A 17,780-nucleotide genomic window follows, 5' to 3' on the forward strand; every position below is an offset into this window, starting at 1 on the left:
AACCTCCCCCTTCGCAGGGGGAGGAGCAAAACCAGCACCGTTTTCTCTGCTTCGTGCTGGATCATTAAATCACTTCTGCTTTCACTCCCTGAACGCGTCGCGCGGCTTTAGCACGGGCATATTCGTCGGCCATGGCTTTGGCTTTTGCGCCCGGCACCAGCGCCATATCGCACTCTTTCGGCAGTAACGTCGTGACCGCGGCGGCAATCAGCAATGAGGCTACCAGCGCATAAATTGCGGTGCTCTGACCGTACAGGCTGACCAGCACGCCGACCAGATATGGCCCGCAGAAACCACCAAGATTCCCCAGACCGTTAATCACACCGCGTGCGCTGCCTGCGACTTCCGGCGTGGTGACTTTGCCCGGAATAGTCCAGAAGGCGCTGGTCGCGGCTTGCAGGAAGAAACCGGCACCGACCAGGAATCCGTAGGCCGCCATAATGTTATGACCGAACGCCACGGACGCCGCCAGGCAGGCTGCGAAACCACACAGCGGCAGGGCGATGAACATACGGCGTTTACCGGTTTTATCCGACAGCACCGACATCGCCAAAATCCCCAGCATGGTGCCGACGTAAGGGATAATCGCCAGCATGCCGACTGAACTCATGTCACCGCCGGTCAGGTTTTTCAGAATGGTCGGTAGCCATAAGGTGTAGCCGTAAATCCCGGTCTGATAGAAGAAGTTAATGATGATCAGCTTGACGATAGACTTGTTACGGAACACCTCTTTCAGCGGCGCGTTATTCACCGGTGCCAGCGCTTTCAGGGCTTCACGTTCGCGGTTCAGCTCCGTCACCAGATAGTCGCGTTCACGCTCCGAAAGCCATTTCGCTTCTTCCGGACGGTCGCTGATGGTGAACCACCAGAAAATCATCACCACGAAAGACAATGCCCCTTCGATGATGAACAACCAGCGCCAGTCGAGCGTATCCAGAATCAGACCCGACAGCGGTGCGGTGATCATCCCGCCGAGCGGCGCGAACATCAGCACGTAAGCATTGGCGCGACCGCGTTCCTTATCCGGGAACCAGTTGCTGACCATGGTCAGCACCACCGGCAACATCCCGCCTTCTGCCACACCCAGCGCAAAGCGCAGGAACAGCAACTGATACTGATTGGTGATAAAGCCGGTCAGGATGGAGATCACCGCCCAGGCAATCAGCGAGCAGGCGATAAATTTCCGTCCGCTGCCGTGAACCGCCAGACTGCCACCCGGAACCTGCAGGAATAGATAGCCGATAAAGAATATACCGGCGGCCAGACCTGCCATTGATGCTGTAATACCTAATTCAGCATCCATTCCGCCAGGCATGGCGAAACTAATATTAACCCTGTCCATGAAGGAAATAATGCAGGCAATAAGTATTGGTGTTATTACGCGAAGCCAGCGAGCCTTAGGAATCTTATTATCCATTCTGTGATCCTCGGTGATGCTCGTCATACTTCAGGTTGCAGATGCGTTGGCTGCGCCCGCCAACCCCGGTCACTTACTTGTGTAAGCTCCCGGGGATTAACGGCCTTGCTGCCTTCCCGCAACCCGAATTATTTAGAGCATGTTCAATGCGACGTTTAATTTACTAATTACTATTTCGTCTTTCGGCGATGACTTAATAAAAGCATTTTGAGGAAAGTATTTCGTGACAGGCGTCACGTTGAATTATGTTAAGAAAAGGTGTTACCACATACGTGATCCTGCACCGGAGTTCGCGTGCAGGAGGTAAGGGCGAAATGGAGGCTGAAAGAAGAATTAAATCGTGCCGCCGAGGGAAATACGGTAGTGCAGATCTACGCGTTCGATTGTTGGCAACTTTCTGATTTTTTTAAGCAAAATCTCCGCCACTACTTTACCCATCTCAAAGCGCGGCGTGATCACGCTCGCCAGTAATGGTGTGGTCGCCAGCCCGATATCTAATCCATGGAAGCCGGAAATCGCCATGTCCTGCGGAACGCGGATGCCTAATTTGATACATTCCTGTAACACGCCGACGGCAATATCGTCATTGGTACATAAAATCGCGTTGGTTTGCGGATATAACTGACGCGCCATGGCTAACATTCCGGCACCGATAGACACCGATGAAACTTTATTAGGCGTGATATGTACCGGCGTCAGACCCCGTTCAGTCATAGCGCGGCTGTAACCCTGATAACGTTTCTGGTCACGGGCATCTGACATAGAACCGAAATACACCACATGCTCTTTACCGCTGGCGAGGAGGGTATTCGCCATATCATAACCGGCCTGCTGATTATCAAAACCGACCGCAATGCGCCCGTGCGTGTCATCGAGATCCATCACCTGTGCGACAGGAATTTCGGCAGCATTCAGGTACTTATCGGCTTTCAGCGTATGCACGGAATCGGTCAGGATCAGCCCTGCCAGCTGATAACCCAGCAGATTGACGATATGTTCTTCTTCGCGTTCTTTGCTGTAATCGTAATTGACCACCAGCGTCTGAAAGCCCTGTGCGGAAGTGACCGACTCAATGCCAGCCAGCAAATCGGAGAAAATCTGGTTGTTGAACGAGGGCACTAAGATGCCGATACGCGGCGCTTTGGCCGGTCCGCGGGCTTCTTCCAGCGGATATCCCACTTCTTCCATCACCTTCGTAATGCGTTCGCGGGTTTCAGGAGACACCTTTTCCGGCGTGCGCAGAAAACGGCTGACCGTCATCTTTGTGACGTCCGCCAGTTGGGCGATGTCCTGTAGTGTCACGCGCTGATTTCTCATGCGGAATTTTCCTGATTGGGCCTGCAAAGATACCTTGTTATTGAAACAGAAAGCGCCGGAAATTGTTATCAAAATGATGAGGATCACACCGGGAGTAACAGGGTTTTTTAACATTCCGGCAGGTGATCTGCATCACAGTTTGGCGCGGGGTAAACCGGTGTAGTGAAGCTAACTTTTTAAATCAGCATTCAATAAGGCCAACGTCATGACAAATTTGTTCTCACTGGATAATAAAAAGATTCTGATTACCGGCTCGACGCGAGGTCTGGGTTTCCTGCTGGCGAAAGGGCTGGCGCAGCATGGCGCAGAAATTATCGTCAATGGCACACAACTCGAATCGACACAAAAAGCCGCTGAAGCCCTGCGTGCCGAAGGCTTTATCGCCCATGCCGTCCCTTTCGATGTCACCAGCAGTCAGGCGGTGAATCAGGCGATTGATCATATCGAAAGCACCATCGGGCCGATTGATGTGCTGGTAAACAACGCCGGTATTCAGCGTCGTCATAAATTCACCGAGTTTCCGGAAAAAGACTGGGACGACGTAATTGCGGTGAATCAGAAATCTGTATTCCTGGTTTCTCAGGCGGTAGCGCGATACATGATCCAGCGAGAGCGCGGCAAAATCATCAATATCGGTTCGATGCAAAGTGAGCTGGGTCGCGACACCATCACGCCATACGCCGCTTCAAAGGGCGCGGTAAAAATGCTGACCCGCGGCATGTGTGTCGAGCTGGCGCGCTACAATATTCAGGTCAACGGCATCGCGCCGGGCTATTTCAAAACGGATATGACACAGGCACTGGTGGATAACAAAGAGTTCTCCGAATGGCTGTGCAAACGTACTCCGGCTGCACGCTGGGGCAATCCGGAAGAGCTGGTCGGCGGCGCGGTTTATCTGTCCTCTAAGGCGTCAGATTTCGTGAATGGTCATTTACTCTTTATTGATGGCGGCATGCTGGCTGCGGTATAGGAGGCCCAATGAACAAAATCGCATTAATCACTGGCGGCGGGAGCGGCATCGGGCTGAGCGCTGCCAAAGCGCTGGAAGCGACTGGCTTTACCGTGATCCTGGCCGGACGAAACAAAGAAAAGCTGGAGCAGGCCGTTGCGCTGTTTGCGCCGGGACAGGCGGTGGCGCGCCAGCTTGATGTGACCAGCCCGCAATCGGTCGCCGCGCTGTTCCAGGATATTCAGGAAACCTTCGGGCGTCTGGATTTACTGTTCAATAACGCCGGTAATAACGTAAAGGATGTTCCAATCGAAGAACTGCCGGTGGAAGACTGGCTGTCGGTGATCAATACCAATCTGACCGGCGCATTTTTATGTACGCAGGCGGCGGTGAAACTGATGAAACAGCAATCGCCGCAGGGCGGACGCATCATCAATAACGGCTCGATTTCAGCACAGTCGCCGCGCCCGAATTCCGCACCCTACACCGCCAGCAAACACGCCATTACCGGGCTGACCAAGTCCACGGCGCTGGACGGGCGCGCGTTTAATATTGCCTGCGGGCAAATTGATATCGGTAATGCGGCCACAGATATGGGCAATAAGGCGCTGGCGGGCAGAATGCAGGCCGACGGACATATTGCCGAAGAACCGGTGATCCCGGTGGAACGCGTCGGCGAGGCGGTGGCGTTTATGGCCGGTTTACCGCTGGATACCAACGTGCTGACCATGACCGTCATGGCGAGTGCCATGCCGCTGGTGGGACGCGGTTAAGCTGAGTTTCAGGCATAAAAAACGGCCCGTGATGGGCCGTTTTGCATTTCAGTTTCCGGATTACGCCGCTTTAATTTTGCGTTTCCGGCCAAGCCAGAAAATCAGCACCAGCAGAATTATGACGCCCGCGACCATTGCCGGAGCCATAAACGGCTGCAGTTTTGCCAGCAAGGTGACCGGACCGCCTGCACGTAACACCGCAACATCATTCGCACTGACCTGAATAGCCGCGTTGCCGTAGTTCTTCAGCACGTAATTGGAGATGTCAGCGATTTGCTGGTCATCCAGCTGACCGACATACGAACCCACGCCAAATTTTGGCATCAGCACGTGATGGTCGCCGACCTGACGATCTACGCCGTACAGAATGGCGGAAATCAGGTTCGACGCATTGCCCATGCCGGTCGCAGTGTTGTTGAACAGCGACGGATACGCCTGATTCTCGCTGCCGGAGCCATCCGGCTGATGGCAGCTGGCGCAATAGCCGCTGAACAATGCCGCCCCGTTATCGATGGTTTTGTTCGCGTTATATGGATGCGCACCGCGCAGACCTTCTTCGACATTCACCGGCTTACCGAAAGTATCCGCCGCCTGCGTATCACGCGGGTCACGTACTGGCGTGCTGTTTTTCAGGTAGAAGGCAATCGCGTTCAGGTCAGTGTCAGACATGTATTGCAGGCTGTTTTGCACCGCTTCTGCCATGCCGCCTGCCGCCTGATTTTTGCCTGCGGTACGACCGGTTTTCAGGTATTCCACCAGCTGAGCCTGCGACCAGTTACCGATACCGCTGACCGGATCAGAACTGATATTTGGCGCATACCACGGGCCTACCATGCCGCCCGCCAGGGGTTTATCCGTCACCGAACCCATCATCAGGTTACGTGGCGTGTGGCAGGTATCACAGTGACCGGCACCGTTGACCAGATACGCGCCACGGTTCCATTGCTCGCTTTTAGACGGATCTGGCTTAAACGGCGTGCTGTCGAGGTACATGATGTTCCAGCCTGCCATAGCAATACGCATGTTGAACGGGAACGGCAGGGCGGTTTCAACATTCGGTTGCTCGACCGGCTTCACCCCTTGCTGGAAATAGACATACAGCGCGTGCATGTCGGCATCGCTCATATGGCTGTAAGAGGTGTAAGGCATGGCCGGATACAGGTTTGCACCGTCAGGGCGAACGCCTTCACGTACCGCGCGGGTAAACTGTTCTTCGGTGTAGTTACCGATACCAAACTGCTTCGACGGCGTGATGTTCGTGGTGTAAATCGTACCCATCGGTGAGTGGATTTCATAGCCACCGGCAAACGGCTTGCCGCCTTCCGGCGCGGTATGACAGGCCTGACAGTCAGCGGCTGTCGCGACGTCCTGGCCCTGATGGATAAGTGCAGCCTGAGTGTCATCGGCCATCGCGCTGGCGGCAAAGCCCCCGAATGCAGCGCTCAGCAGACAGGCGGTGAGAAGTTTTTTCATGCTGCACCTGCCAGTTTTTTCGCCATATCGTCTGCTGCTTTCAGGCCGAGTGCGGCCATCGTCAGCGTACTGTTCACCACGCTTGATGACGGAATCGCACCGCCGCCCGGCAACCACAGGTTAGCGTGGTCGTGCGCACGGCATTCGCCGTTCACCACGGAATCTTTCGGATCACTGCCCATGATGGTGCCGCCCATGATGTGGTTATTGGCGTTCAGGCTTGTGGTGATGTTGAATTCTTCGGCCATAAACAGAGAACCAATGTGTTCCAGCTGCTTATGCGCGGCTTCTGCACCTTTGCGCACGTAATCGCCGACATCGTAATGAATGTCAGGGCACGGCAGACCGTGCGGATCTTTACGGGTGGTGCTGAGCGTCAGGCGGTTATTCGGATCCGGCAACGGTTCCAGGCTGATAGATAAGTCCACGCCAAAGATCGAGCGGCGGCGGATTTCCTCATCCAGCTCTTTACCAACCAGCCCCATCTGCAACGCTTTGGACGTCGCCGGGATCACGCGGCTGATGTTGTTGAGGATCATTTTGTTGGCAGAATAATCTTTGCGGAAATCGCCGTCGCGCGGGCCGACCAGACAACTGCTCTGCGCCGGACCACGACCAATCCACAGCGGCTCTTTGGCGATGAACGTACAGTGGAAACCGGAGTGGTCCATCATGTTACGGCCAACGTGATCAGACGAGTTGGCGATGCCGTTCGGATTCTTTTCGTTAGCCGCCATCAGCAGCAGACGCGGAGTTTCGATACCGTTACAGGCCAGTGCGAAAACTTTACCGGTGGCTTTGTGCGATTTTTTATCGCTGTCCAGCCAGTGAACGGCGGTCACATTGTTGTTTTCATCGGTGTCGATTTTGTAGACCACCGCTTCGGCCAGCACCACAGCGCCTTTGTTTTCTGCGCGCTCCACGTGAGCAATACCATTATACATCGCGCCAATCGGGCAGATCGGCTGGCAGTTGTTGTTACCGCAACAGGTCGGGCGACCGTTCCACGGACGCGTGCTGCGCCCTTGTGGGATTGGCACCGAACGGTAACCGTGCGGGTTCACAATTTCAGCGAAACGCGTATCGCCGTAACCGTATGGCACCTGTTCCATCGGATAGGGTTTGCTGCGCTCGGAAGGGGATTGCAGCTCAGGATCATTCGGGCCCGCGACGCCAATTTCTTCTTCCGCGCGGCAATAATAAGGTTCGAGTTCATCGTATGAAATCGGCCAGTCGCGGCCCACGCCGTATAACGTTTTCATTTTGAAATCGTTAGGAACGTGACGCCAGCAGGACGCCGCCCAGTGCCAGGTAGTGCCGCCGACGGTGCGCAGATAACCCTGTTTGAAACTGCTGGCGCTCGGCCCGGTCAGGTGGACGTAACTATTTTCCGGGAAGTACAGCGGAGCGGGGGCTTTTTCTGACTGCGGATACAAACCCTGGAAGTCAGAGCCTGCGCGGTTTTCGAAAGGCATATTGCGCCAGTTTTCCACAGCCTGAGCGCGCTCAATGCGTAAGCCTGCTTCCAGCACCAGCACGGAATGTCCCTGGCTGACCAGCTGATCGGCAATCATGCCGCCCACGATGCCGGAACCGACAACAATCACATCAGCAGACGCATCGCCATCTGCAGTAAATTCTGGTTTTTTCATCAGGCTTTGCTCACAACATTTGTTTCAGAAGGATTGGTAAAACGATCGGCGTTCATGGATTCCGGCATCGCTGCGGCAGGAGGCGCAGCGGTGAAGTACAGCGGACCATTACCGCAGTAAGTCGGCACAATCAGGCCGTCACTCACCGGGCGATACATCAGCGCATCTTTGTATGAAATCAAAATGGAATCGGTTCCATGTCCGACCGTGCCGGTATACCACGCAGTGACGATACTGGTGACCAGTTCACCCAGACCGTTTTGCTTTGCCACTTCCTGCAAATCTTTCGCCGCCTGACCCGGTTTCACCAGCGCATGTAACTTGCTGACCTGTGCAGGGAAATCAGGCTGTGAACGATAAAAGGCGTTAAAAATCTGAGCGGAAGAACCTTCACTGATATTTTTATGCTCAGTGATGGCCTGTGATACCAGATAGAACTGACCGAAGATGACCGGCTCTTGCGTGGCGGTTTCTTTCTCCGCCTGGCTCAGGAAAGGGAAGCCGAGCAGGGTGGTCGCCACCATCGCGGAGGTGAGACCTTTCAGCAGTTCACGGCGACTGAAACCGGTTCCATTTTCTGGTGAGTTGCTTCCAATGATTGAAGGATCGTTTTCCATCTCTTTCTCGCTGGGAATGGGTTGTTTTGCCAAACGGCAGTGAATTCGCTTGTCTGATTCTTATTATAATTTGGGTAATGCGTGATTTATCAGCGGGTTAGTTCCAGCCGATATCTGTCCCGATAGGGTATACCACTTATAACGGCGCGGATGATAAGCCAAAGAAGAGGGATTTGTGCAAACAAATTGTGCGGATTTATTAACATTAGATCCAGATTTTAACGTATGATGCGCCGCGGAAAATTTTGTAACCAACTGGTTCATTTCAGGCTGAAATTAACAACTGTCTTTGACAGTTACTTTACGTGATTACTCTGTAATCATTTGATATATAATGGGTAATATGATTTTGTGGCATTTTTCGGGATCGTCATTTGTATATTAAATGTAAACGAATAAGCAATTAAAAGTAACGCCAAATGATTAAAATGGTTGTAGATCAAGCCGGAAAAGGTTACAAATAGGCCAAAATGAGATCTGCCTCTCAGATTATCCGGAGACAGACATAAAAATATGCTAAGTCTGTAGTTTTGTATCTGGCGACGTTAATTTAATGTTAATTATTTGAGCGCAAGTTGGGCAAAGCGAAGACTGTCGGCTATAACTTAAGCTGTACAGTTGTAGCGATTTTGTAAAAACATCTCGTATAAGATGTTTGAATCACTGTCTGGGGAACCACGTGAATAATATCCAACTTTCGGTAGTACATCGTTTACCGCAAAGTTATCGCTGGTTGTCGGGTTTTGCCGGTATCAAAGTTGAACCGATTCCGCTGCCTGGTAACGATGAAGATAACAATCTGATTGGCCTGAAACTGCTCAGCCATGAGGGTGAACTCGCCTGGCAGGTTATGCACCAGCTGACGAATGCGTTAGAAGATATTCAGGTTAAAGCCGCAATCGTAGAAATTGACGGTGAACCCTGCCTGTTTGTTCATCGTGAAGATGAAAGCGCCACGCTTTGCTGCCTGAAGAATATCGGCGCCGCGATCGCAGAATCCGTCACCGCACTTTATCCTTTCTGAACCGCCTGAAACGACATGCTTTCAGGCGATTTCCTTCTGCGCCTGTTCGCCGGTGCTATTCGATTATGTCGAATGCGTCCGATGCTGCCAGTAACTCGCGGGTATAAGTCTGTTGCGGCGCGGTAAAAATCTGCTCGCAATCTCCCTGTTCGACCACTTCCCCGTTTCGCAATACCATCAGCTGGTGGCATAAAGACCGCACCACGTGTAAATCATGGCTGATAAACAGATACGTCAGGCCGTGGCGCTGTTGCAGCTCACTGAGGATCGTCAGAATCTGCGCCTGCACCGATTTATCCAGCGATGACGTCGGCTCATCCAGGATCAGCATTTCCGGCTGTAAAATCAGCGCGCGGGCAATCGCAATACGCTGGCGCTGACCGCCGGAAAACTCCGTTGGATAGCGATGGCGCGACTCCGGATCTAATCCTACTTCCTGCATGGCGCGGATCACTTCCTGTTCCCGCTCCTGTTCGCTGATTTTCCGGTGAACCAGCAAACCTTCAGCAATAATCTGCCCGACTGTGAATCGCGGATTCAGTGCCGAGAACGGATCCTGAAAAACCACCTGTATCCGGCTGCGGAACGGCAGCATTTTTTTGCGCGAAAAGGTGTGCAGCGGCTGGCCGTCGAACCAGATTTCGCCCTGTGACCTCATCAGACGCAGCAACGCCAGACCGGTGGTGCTTTTACCTGAACCGGATTCACCCACCACGCCAAGGCTTTCGCCGCGACGCAACTGAAAACTCACCTGATTCACCGCATGTTTGATACCCACGGTCCGGCGCAACAGTCCACGTTTTATCGGGAAACCCACATCCAGATTTTTGACGTCGAGCAGCACGGAAGCATCGCCTTTCAGCGGTTGCGGGTGACCCTGAGGTTCAGCTTGTAATAACTGGCGCGTATACGGGTGCTGTGGCTGGCTGAACAGCGTGGCGCGGGGTTGCTGTTCCACCACGCGACCGTTCTGCATCACCGCCACGGTGTCCGCCAGACGGCGCACTATGCGCAGGTTATGGGTGATAAACAGCATCGCCATGCCCATTTCCTGCTTGAGTTCATCCAGCAGCGATAAAATCTGTGCCTGAACGGAAACATCCAGCGCGGTGGTCGGTTCATCGGCAATCAGCAGTTTCGGGCGGGTCAGCACCGCCATGGCAATCATCACGCGCTGGCGTTCACCGCCGGAAAGCTGATGCGGAAAATCTCTCAGGCGCGAGGCGGCCTGACGGATACCCACGCGATCCAGACAACGCAGAATTTCGCTGCGTGCCGCCTCACCGCGCAGATTACGGTGCAGCATCAGCACTTCTGCGAGCTGTTTTTCCAGCGTATGCAGCGGATTGAGCGACACCATCGGTTCCTGAAAAATCATCGAAATTTCATTGCCACGGATCTGGCGCAGGGTCGTGCTGTCAGCATGAAGCAGCGATTGCCCGGCAAACACAATATCGCCCTGCGGATAACTCACCGAAGAGGGCAGCAGGCGTAATACCGACAGCGCGGTGACGCTTTTGCCGGAACCGGATTCACCGACCAGCGCTAAGGTTTCACCGGCATGAATATCGAGCGACACATCGGTGGCCACTTCCCGCTGCTGGCTACCCTGACGGAAGGCGACGCTGAGATTTTTGATTTGTAAGAGAGGAGAGTCTGTCATTTCAGAGCGCCTCATGATGATGTGCGGACGGATTAAAGGCGTCGCGAACGGCTTCACCAATGAAAATCAGTAATGACAGTAAGGCAGCCAGCACCACGAATGCGCTGATGCCAAGCCACGGCGCCTGCAAATTGTTTTTACCTTCCATCAGCAAGGTACCGAGTGACGGCGAACCCAGCGGCAGTCCGAAGCCGAGGAAGTCCAGCGATGTCAGGGTAGTAATGGAACCACACAGGATAAACGGCAGATACGTCAGCGTCGCCACCATGGCATTGGGCAGCATATGGCGGCGCATAATGGCGCTGTCACTGACGCCCATGGCCTGCGCGGCGCGGATATAATCAAAGTTACGGGTACGCAGGAATTCGGCGCGCACCACGCTCACCAGCGTCATCCAGCCAGAAAGCACCGTGATCAGCAGCAGCCACCAGAAATTAGGCTGCACGACGCTTGCCAGAATGATAATCAGGAACAGCGTCGGAATACTGGACCACACTTCGATAAAACGCTGCCCGAGCAGGTCAATCAGCCCGCCGTAATAGCCCTGTGTGGCACCGGCCATAATGCCAATCACTGAAGTCAGTACGGTCAGCATAATGCCGAAGAACAGTGAAATCCGCAGGCCGTAGAGAATTTGCGCCAGCACATCGTGACCGTTGCTGTCGGTGCCCAGCCAGTTTTGAGAAGAAGGGGGTGAAGGGAAGGGCTGCGCGGTAGAAAAGTTAATGGAGTTATAACTGCTGCGGATCGGTGCCCAGATCGCCCAGCCGTGGTCTTCAATCTGGCGCACGACAAACGGATCCTGATAATCGGTTGGCGTTTCCAGCTCACCACCAAATGTCGTTTCGCTGTAATTCACCAGAAACGGCACATAGAGATGTCCCTGATAACGTGCCAGCAGGGGTTTGTCGTTGGCGAGGACGTTGGATAACAGCACCAGGATCAGCATCACCATGAAAATCCAAAGTGACCAGTAACCACGGCGGTTCTGGCAAAAACGCGCCCAGCGCGCCTGACTGACGGAGTTCAGTTTAAAAAGGCTCATTACTGGCGGCCCTCAAAATCGATACGCGGGTCAACCAGCGTGTAAGTGATATCGCTGACGATATTAAGCAGCAATCCAATCAGCGTGAAAACATACAGCGTGCCGAAAATCACCGGGAAATCGCGCTGTACGATGGCGTCGTAGCCAAGCAATCCCAGGCCCTGTAAGGAGAACATCACTTCAATCAGCAACGAGCCGGTGAAAAACATGCTGATAAAAGTGGCAGGAAACCCGGCGATCACCAGCAGCATCGCGTTGCGAAACACATGCCGGTACAAAATCTGTTTCTCGTTCAGCCCTTTAGCGCGCGCGGTCACCACATATTGCTTGCCCACTTCATCCATAAACGAGTTTTTAGTCAGCATGGTCAAGGTGGCAAATCCGCCTATCACCGTTGCCAGCACCGGCAATGTGATGTGCCAGAGATAATCGGTCACTTTGCCGTACCACGGCAGGGTATCGAAATTCGGCGACGTCAGGCCGCGCAGCGGGAACCAGTCGAGATAACTGCCGCCGGTAAACAGCACAATCAATAAGATAGCAAATAAAAAGGAAGGGACGGCATAGCCGACGATAATCACCGAACTGCTCCAGGTATCGAACCGAGAGCCGTTGCGTACGGCTTTGCGAATGCCAAGCGGAACAGACACCAGATAGATAATCAGCGTGCTCCACAGGCCGATAGTGACGGAAACCGGCAGCGCGCTTTTCACCAGACCCATCACGGAAGAACCGCGGAACAGGCTGTCGCCAAAATCGAAGCGAACGTAGTTTGATAACATCTCAAAATACCGTTCATGCAGAGGCTTATCGAAACCGAAACGGTGGGTTATCTCGGCGATCACTTCCGGGTCAAGGCCGCGTGCGCCACGATACTGACCTTCACCAAACTGCGCCAGACCCGGTGACGCTTTACCATTGCCACTGCCGGAACTGGCGCCAGGTAAGCCACTGGATTGCCCCATTTCAATGGCGGCAATGGCCTGATCGACCGGTCCGCCGGGCGCAATTTGCACAATGAAAAAGTTAATCGTGATGATCGCCCACAGCGTCGGGATCACCAGAAGGAGTCGTCTTAACAGATAGGCGGCCACACTCTGCTCCTCAGCGGCGTTGCGCAGGTAAACGGGCTGCGCGGTTTACGTCGTACCACCATGTGTCGAGTTCCATTCCGTTGGACGGGGCGACTGCTGGCATCGAGAATTTATCCCAGTACGCATAGCGTTCATGATTGGTGTACCACATCGGGATCATCACCCTATTCCAGGTCAGAACGCGATCCAGCGCATGTCCGAGAGCTAACAGCGCGTCGGGTTTGCCCTGATTCGCAGCAATGTTATCGGTCAGTTTATCGATGGCCGGATCGCTGATACCCGATTTGTTGTACGTGGAATCCAGATATTGGGTATTCCAGTAAATCCGCAAATCGCTGCTCGGATAAGACGTCGCAGGATAAACCGTCGGGATCATATCGTAATCTCGCTGGCGCATACGGCGCACGAACTGCGAGTTATCCACTTCGCGGATCGACATTTTGATGCCGAGACGTTGCAGATTATGCTGGAACGGCAACACGTACTGCGAGTTTCCGCCGCCCGGTAGCAGCAGTTCAAACGTAAACGGCTTGCCGGTTTTACTGTTCACCAGCACCTGATCTTGGACTTCCCAGCCCGCTTCTTTCAGCAGTGTCGTGGCTTTCAGCAGATTGGCGCGGTCATTGCCGCTGCCATCGGAACGGGGCGGCTGATACAGCGAGGTAAAGACTTCCGCAGGCACCTGACCTTTCAGCGGCCCGAGCCAGGCCAGTTCGGCAGAGTTCGGATAATCTTTTGCCGCATATTCGGTATTCTGGAAATAGCTGTTCACCCGCTGATAAGCACCGAAATAGAGCGCCTTATTCATCCAGTCAAAATCGAACGCCAGAGTAATGGCCTCACGCACTTTGCGGTCGGCAAATTGCGGTCGGTGAAGATTGAAAGCCAGCCAGCGTGTATCCTGCGCGGCCTGGTTCTCTTCATCGGCTTTCACGATGAAATTTTTGCTGAAATTGCCGCCCTGATACTGTGTTGCCCAGTTTTTTGGCGAGGATTCCATACGGAAATCAAAGGCACCGGATTTAAAGGCTTCCAGCGCGACATTATCATCCAGATAATAGTCGTAGCGGATGGTATCGAAATTATAACGCCCGCGGTTTACCGGTAAATTGGCGGCCCAGTAGTCAGGAACGCGCGAATAAGTGATGTACTGACCGAGTTTATAATCGCTGATGCGGTAAGGTCCGCTGCCCGGTGGTGGCGTGCTCAGCGGTTCGTTGAATTTATGTTTTTCCCAAAACACCTGAGGCAAAACAGGCAAACCCAGCAGGCCGAGCATCATGTCTTTATCCGGTTTCGGCAAGACCATCCGCACCGTCAGACGTGATATAGCTTTAACTTCCACCCCTTTATAAACCACACGAAATTGCGGTACGCCTTCGGTCATGAACTTTTTGAAGCTGAATGCCACGTCGCTGGCGGTAATTGGCGTGTTGTCGTTAAAACGGGCGCGCGGATTGATGTCCACTTCGACCCAACGGTACTGGCTGTCATAACGGGCTGAATCGGCAATCAGCGGATAATAACTGCCGATTTCGTCGCTGGAAGTGGTAAACAGGCTGTCGTAAAGCGAGCCGCTGCGTGCCGCCGGATTGCCCCGTGAGGCAAAGCGGTTAAAGTTGTCATAGGTGCCGATAGCGGCCAGCGTAATCTGTCCGCCCTTCGGCGCGGCGGGATTGACGTAGTCAAAACTGGTGAAGTTAGAGACATATTTAGGTTCGCCTAAAATGGCAAACGCATAGCTGTCCTGTATGACTTCGGCTTGTGCGCTGAGGCTCAGCAGGCACAGCACACCGGCAAACACGCGAGAAAACATCCTGAATCAGCACTCCTGTGAGGGTGAGAGCATCATGCGGCCATGCCGCAGATTATTGTTCGGGCTTAATCAATTGATCGCTAAGACCTTGTAACGCATCAGCCTTAGATTTCATCCCTGATTCCGGCCTTTTTATCACAACCAGATGCAGACGCCTAAAAGAAAAATGGCACAAAAGATGCGGGGCTGATGCAGGTCAAATCTGCCAGGTGGCATCTTTTTCGTTGAAATCCAGGATAAAGACCAGAAGCTCGGGTACGCCTAACGACTTGCTATACAGATATCCCTGCAAATAGGTCACGCCGTGATTGCGCAGATATTCTGCCTGCATTTCAGTTTCGACGCCTTCTGCAACAGTTTTGATCTTCAGTTCTTCCGTGAGCCTCAGGACGGTATCCAGTACCGGCGCAATCAGGGTCTTCTGATCGATAGACATTACAAAACCGCGGTCAATTTTCAGATAATCCAGCGTAAACTTCTCAAGATAAATCAGGGCGCTGTGGCCGGTGCCGAAGTCATCGATGGCGATTTCAATCTTATGACGGCGCAGCCAGTTAAATTCCCGTAACGCACCGTCGGTATCAATCATGCCGCGTTCAGTGATTTCAAACACCACCTGAAAAGCATTCTCCGGTAAAGCCTCGATAAAATTCATCACATCGTCATGAAAACTGATTTTATTCATATGATGAGGAGAAATGTTAATACTGAGTTTTGCGTGTTCAGGAAAAGCATGTTGCAAGGTATGGGCGTCCGCCGCCACCAGTGCCATCATGTGTTGGGTCAGTTCGACGATTAGTCCCTGATTTTCGGCGTAGCCGATAAAAACATCCGGTGGGATACGGCCCTCAATCGGATGCTGCCAGCGCAGCAAGGCCTCCACGCCGGACACTTTCAGGCTTTTTGAATCGATAACCGGCTGGTATTCAACAAAGAACTCTTTATTTTTCAGACCACGCAGGATCACGCGCTCAACATCATGGCGGTTTAGCAGGCTGTGATAAATCAGGGCGCACACCATCAGGCTCAGCAGCAATCCACCGGACATTGTAAACAGCACGCCATCACCGGTCAGGGTAGGGGAGTAGAGACGCACGGTAAACGGATAGCCTTCAATTTTGGCCTCCGTAAAATGGCTGTCCGGTAATTTACTCACTGGAACCAGCTGATCCTGGGCTGAGATCAGTGCTGAATCCCCGACCAGCAAGGCGAATCCACGATAACCGGTACCCGGTTGAGCAAACAGCATATACGGCGAGAGCGTCAGCTCAAGCGTGGCGATCACACCATCATTATGCGCACCGGGATTGCGCTGCCAGAAGATGATCACCGCGCGATTAGGCACGGCGGGCGTCCCCATTTGCAGATCGATACTCATCGTTTTATCGAAACTGATGTCATGCAGTGAACTGTTGGCGGGAATACTCTGGTTGCCGGAGGCAGAAGAACAAAAAACTATTCCATCGCGCACCAGTTGAAAATCACGCACACCCACGCTGAATGCGGCATATCGATTTAATTCACCCGCAATGGAGTTGCAGGGCTCATCGGTGAGTAATGCAATTTTACCCATCGTGTCGGAGAGTTGATGTAAATAGTCAGCCGCATAACGGGCGGTTCGCTGTGCGATTTGTTCTTGCTCGCGAAGGGTATTGGTTTTAATGACGGTCAGGGTGACGGCAGTAAAAAAAAATAAAAAACAGAGCTGAAAAAAGGATGCTTTGTTTTAAATATCGGCGCTTGGGTAATACGGTGTGTGTTAACGCCGTTTTTAAACCCATATGTTTTGCCCTTTCTCTCGCCGAGGAAATAAAAGTATAACGTAGTCAAAAAAACATCAGACACTAAATACACTTTATTACAGGCATAAAAAAACGCCATCCGGAGATGACGTTTTTTTATTCGCTTGGCATAGGACAACAAGAACTAAATCATAAGTTAACGGGATTAACCGTTAGCTAAAACTCGTCTTGCTTCACGATAACGGGCATTCCAGTAGGACTCTTTCAGATTTGAAATCATCACACCGTTGCTGGTGGATGCATGAACAAACTGATCATTACCTAAATAAATACCGACGTGACGGCCTGTAGAACCTGCACGGAACAGAACCAGATCACCCGGACGCAATTTCGTGCGCTGAACTTTCTTGCCCTTTTCTTCCTGTTCATAAGTCGAACGAGGGAGATCCATACCAAATTGTTCGCGGAATGTTACCTGAACGAACGCTGAGCAATCGATACCACGCTTGCTGTCGCCGCCTAACCGATAACGAACGCCTTTCCAGTCAGCGTACTGATCCATAATTTTGGATTTAACGTTGACGTTACGAACCATTGCTTCGAATTCATCCTGAGAGGCTTGCAGTAGAAGACCGTCTTTGTCATTTACTGCACGCATATCAGTTTGTGCGCTTTCTGTGTTCGAAGAATGCATACCACTACACGCAGAGAGAAGAATTGCTGCGCCAATTGCGGGAATCATCCGCGTGATATATCTCATAAACGGTTGAGACTTGACCATTATTGTTGTTATCCCTTGCTGTCCTTAACGATGAAATCGTTATTAAAATTGCCAAACGAAGCGAGACTACCTGCCACAATTAGTGGGGACAAATACCAGACGGGTAAAATGTGCGTTAGAGCACGTTTTTTCCTTCAATACGGGTGTTTTTGTCACATTTCTATGCGGGCGATTTGGAGAGTACCGTAATGAATAAGGGATTGCGAGAGGTTTTGTGGGATTTTTTATAAGAAATTGTGATGTAAGCTGATGTTAGTAAAGATGTTAAAAAGGATGGGTGATTTATATACTAATTTGGGTTAAAACCGCGCCACAAGCGGCTTCCACGTGCAAATTTCAGCAAAGTATATCCGGGAATTGTATGAAAAAAAGGTCAGGCAGATCATCAACATCTGCCTGACCATAATTTATTTGTAT

At 52.4% G+C, this 17,780-nt stretch carries 14 protein-coding genes; 3 read left to right on the forward strand and 11 right to left on the reverse strand.

The features are described from left to right. Positions 1 to 64: 64 nt before the first annotated feature. A complete protein-coding gene (locus UC15_RS07365) occupies positions 65 to 1,417 on the reverse strand; it encodes an MFS transporter (protein WP_037036162.1) in 1,353 nt (450 codons plus the stop codon). Positions 1,418 to 1,750: 333 nt separating this feature from the next. Then, the gene (locus UC15_RS07370) at positions 1,751 to 2,734 is read right to left on the reverse strand and encodes a LacI family DNA-binding transcriptional regulator (protein ID WP_112287833.1); all 984 of its coding nucleotides are present in this window, start codon (positions 2,732 to 2,734) and stop codon (positions 1,751 to 1,753) included. Between the two features lie 205 nt (positions 2,735 to 2,939). Here UC15_RS07370 and idnO point away from each other — a divergent pair, with 205 nt between their 5' ends. Further along, positions 2,940 to 3,704 carry a gluconate 5-dehydrogenase gene (gene idnO / locus UC15_RS07375; RefSeq protein ID WP_112287834.1) on the forward strand — a complete coding sequence of 255 codons (765 nt, stop codon included), beginning with the start codon at positions 2,940 to 2,942 and terminating at the stop codon, positions 3,702 to 3,704. Positions 3,705 to 3,712: 8 nt separating this feature from the next. Continuing rightward, positions 3,713 to 4,456, forward strand: a complete 744-nt coding sequence (locus UC15_RS07380; RefSeq protein ID WP_112287835.1) for an SDR family oxidoreductase — start codon at positions 3,713 to 3,715, stop codon at positions 4,454 to 4,456. A gap of 60 nt (positions 4,457 to 4,516) precedes the next feature. On the opposite strand, the gene UC15_RS07385 is transcribed toward UC15_RS07380, so the two are convergent. Genes UC15_RS07385 through UC15_RS07395 form a run of 3 tightly spaced genes read right to left on the reverse strand, consistent with a single transcriptional unit; the run spans position 4,517 to position 8,198 of the window. Further along, the gene (locus UC15_RS07385; protein WP_112287836.1) at positions 4,517 to 5,929 is read right to left on the reverse strand and encodes a cytochrome c; all 1,413 of its coding nucleotides are present in this window, start codon (positions 5,927 to 5,929) and stop codon (positions 4,517 to 4,519) included. Beyond that, on the reverse strand, positions 5,926 to 7,581 hold the full coding sequence (locus UC15_RS07390) for a GMC family oxidoreductase (protein WP_112287837.1): 1,656 nt from the start codon (positions 7,579 to 7,581) through the stop codon (positions 5,926 to 5,928). The genes UC15_RS07385 and UC15_RS07390 overlap by 4 nt, the downstream gene beginning before the upstream one ends. Beyond that, positions 7,581 to 8,198 carry a sorbitol dehydrogenase family protein gene (locus tag UC15_RS07395; protein WP_112287838.1) on the reverse strand — a complete coding sequence of 206 codons (618 nt, stop codon included), beginning with the start codon at positions 8,196 to 8,198 and terminating at the stop codon, positions 7,581 to 7,583. Before UC15_RS07395 ends, UC15_RS07390 begins: the two co-directional genes overlap by 1 nt. A gap of 679 nt (positions 8,199 to 8,877) precedes the next feature. Here UC15_RS07395 and UC15_RS07400 point away from each other — a divergent pair. Next, positions 8,878 to 9,222, forward strand: a complete 345-nt coding sequence (locus UC15_RS07400; RefSeq protein WP_112287839.1) for a YejG family protein — start codon at positions 8,878 to 8,880, stop codon at positions 9,220 to 9,222. Between the two features lie 55 nt (positions 9,223 to 9,277). Here UC15_RS07400 and yejF read toward each other — a convergent pair whose 3' ends face one another. The 6 genes from yejF to mepS form a co-directional block, all read right to left on the reverse strand. After that, the gene (gene yejF / locus UC15_RS07405; protein ID WP_112287840.1) at positions 9,278 to 10,885 is read right to left on the reverse strand and encodes a microcin C ABC transporter ATP-binding protein YejF; all 1,608 of its coding nucleotides are present in this window, start codon (positions 10,883 to 10,885) and stop codon (positions 9,278 to 9,280) included. Position 10,886: 1 nt separating this feature from the next. Continuing rightward, on the reverse strand, positions 10,887 to 11,930 hold the full coding sequence (locus tag UC15_RS07410) for an ABC transporter permease (protein WP_112287841.1): 1,044 nt from the start codon (positions 11,928 to 11,930) through the stop codon (positions 10,887 to 10,889). Further along, on the reverse strand, positions 11,930 to 13,024 hold the full coding sequence (locus tag UC15_RS07415) for a microcin C ABC transporter permease YejB (protein WP_112287842.1): 1,095 nt from the start codon (positions 13,022 to 13,024) through the stop codon (positions 11,930 to 11,932). Before UC15_RS07415 ends, UC15_RS07410 begins: the two co-directional genes overlap by 1 nt. 10 nt (positions 13,025 to 13,034) lie before the next feature. Next, positions 13,035 to 14,840 carry an extracellular solute-binding protein gene (locus UC15_RS07420; RefSeq protein WP_112287843.1) on the reverse strand — a complete coding sequence of 602 codons (1,806 nt, stop codon included), beginning with the start codon at positions 14,838 to 14,840 and terminating at the stop codon, positions 13,035 to 13,037. 196 nt (positions 14,841 to 15,036) lie between these two features. Further along, positions 15,037 to 16,512, reverse strand: coding sequence for a cyclic di-GMP phosphodiesterase (locus UC15_RS07425; protein ID WP_369964196.1), 1,476 nt, complete (start codon positions 16,510 to 16,512; stop codon positions 15,037 to 15,039). 275 nt (positions 16,513 to 16,787) lie between these two features. Beyond that, entirely contained in the window at positions 16,788 to 17,363 is a 576-nt protein-coding gene (gene mepS / locus UC15_RS07430; protein ID WP_112287844.1) for a bifunctional murein DD-endopeptidase/murein LD-carboxypeptidase, read from the reverse strand. Positions 17,364 to 17,780: the final 417 nt, after the last annotated feature.

This window comes from Rahnella sp. AN3-3W3 (assembly GCF_003263545.1).
Lineage (GTDB): Bacteria > Pseudomonadota > Gammaproteobacteria > Enterobacterales > Enterobacteriaceae > Rahnella > Rahnella variigena.

What these genes read in the sequence shown, in the direction of transcription:
- UC15_RS07365 (WP_037036162.1), bottom strand. Translation starts at nt 1,417, where the DNA reads ATGGATAATAAGATTCCTAAGGCTCGCTGGCTTCGCGTAATAACACCA.
- UC15_RS07370 (WP_112287833.1), bottom strand. Translation starts at nt 2,734, where the DNA reads ATGAGAAATCAGCGCGTGACACTACAGGACATCGCCCAACTGGCGGAC.
- idnO (WP_112287834.1), top strand. Translation starts at nt 2,940, where the DNA reads ATGACAAATTTGTTCTCACTGGATAATAAAAAGATTCTGATTACCGGC.
- UC15_RS07380 (WP_112287835.1), top strand. Translation starts at nt 3,713, where the DNA reads ATGAACAAAATCGCATTAATCACTGGCGGCGGGAGCGGCATCGGGCTG.
- UC15_RS07385 (WP_112287836.1), bottom strand. Translation starts at nt 5,929, where the DNA reads ATGAAAAAACTTCTCACCGCCTGTCTGCTGAGCGCTGCATTCGGGGGC.
- UC15_RS07390 (WP_112287837.1), bottom strand. Translation starts at nt 7,581, where the DNA reads ATGAAAAAACCAGAATTTACTGCAGATGGCGATGCGTCTGCTGATGTG.
- UC15_RS07395 (WP_112287838.1), bottom strand. Translation starts at nt 8,198, where the DNA reads ATGGAAAACGATCCTTCAATCATTGGAAGCAACTCACCAGAAAATGGA.
- yejF (WP_112287840.1), bottom strand. Translation starts at nt 10,885, where the DNA reads ATGACAGACTCTCCTCTCTTACAAATCAAAAATCTCAGCGTCGCCTTC.
- UC15_RS07410 (WP_112287841.1), bottom strand. Translation starts at nt 11,930, where the DNA reads ATGAGCCTTTTTAAACTGAACTCCGTCAGTCAGGCGCGCTGGGCGCGT.
- UC15_RS07420 (WP_112287843.1), bottom strand. Translation starts at nt 14,840, where the DNA reads ATGTTTTCTCGCGTGTTTGCCGGTGTGCTGTGCCTGCTGAGCCTCAGC.
- mepS (WP_112287844.1), bottom strand. Translation starts at nt 17,363, where the DNA reads ATGGTCAAGTCTCAACCGTTTATGAGATATATCACGCGGATGATTCCC.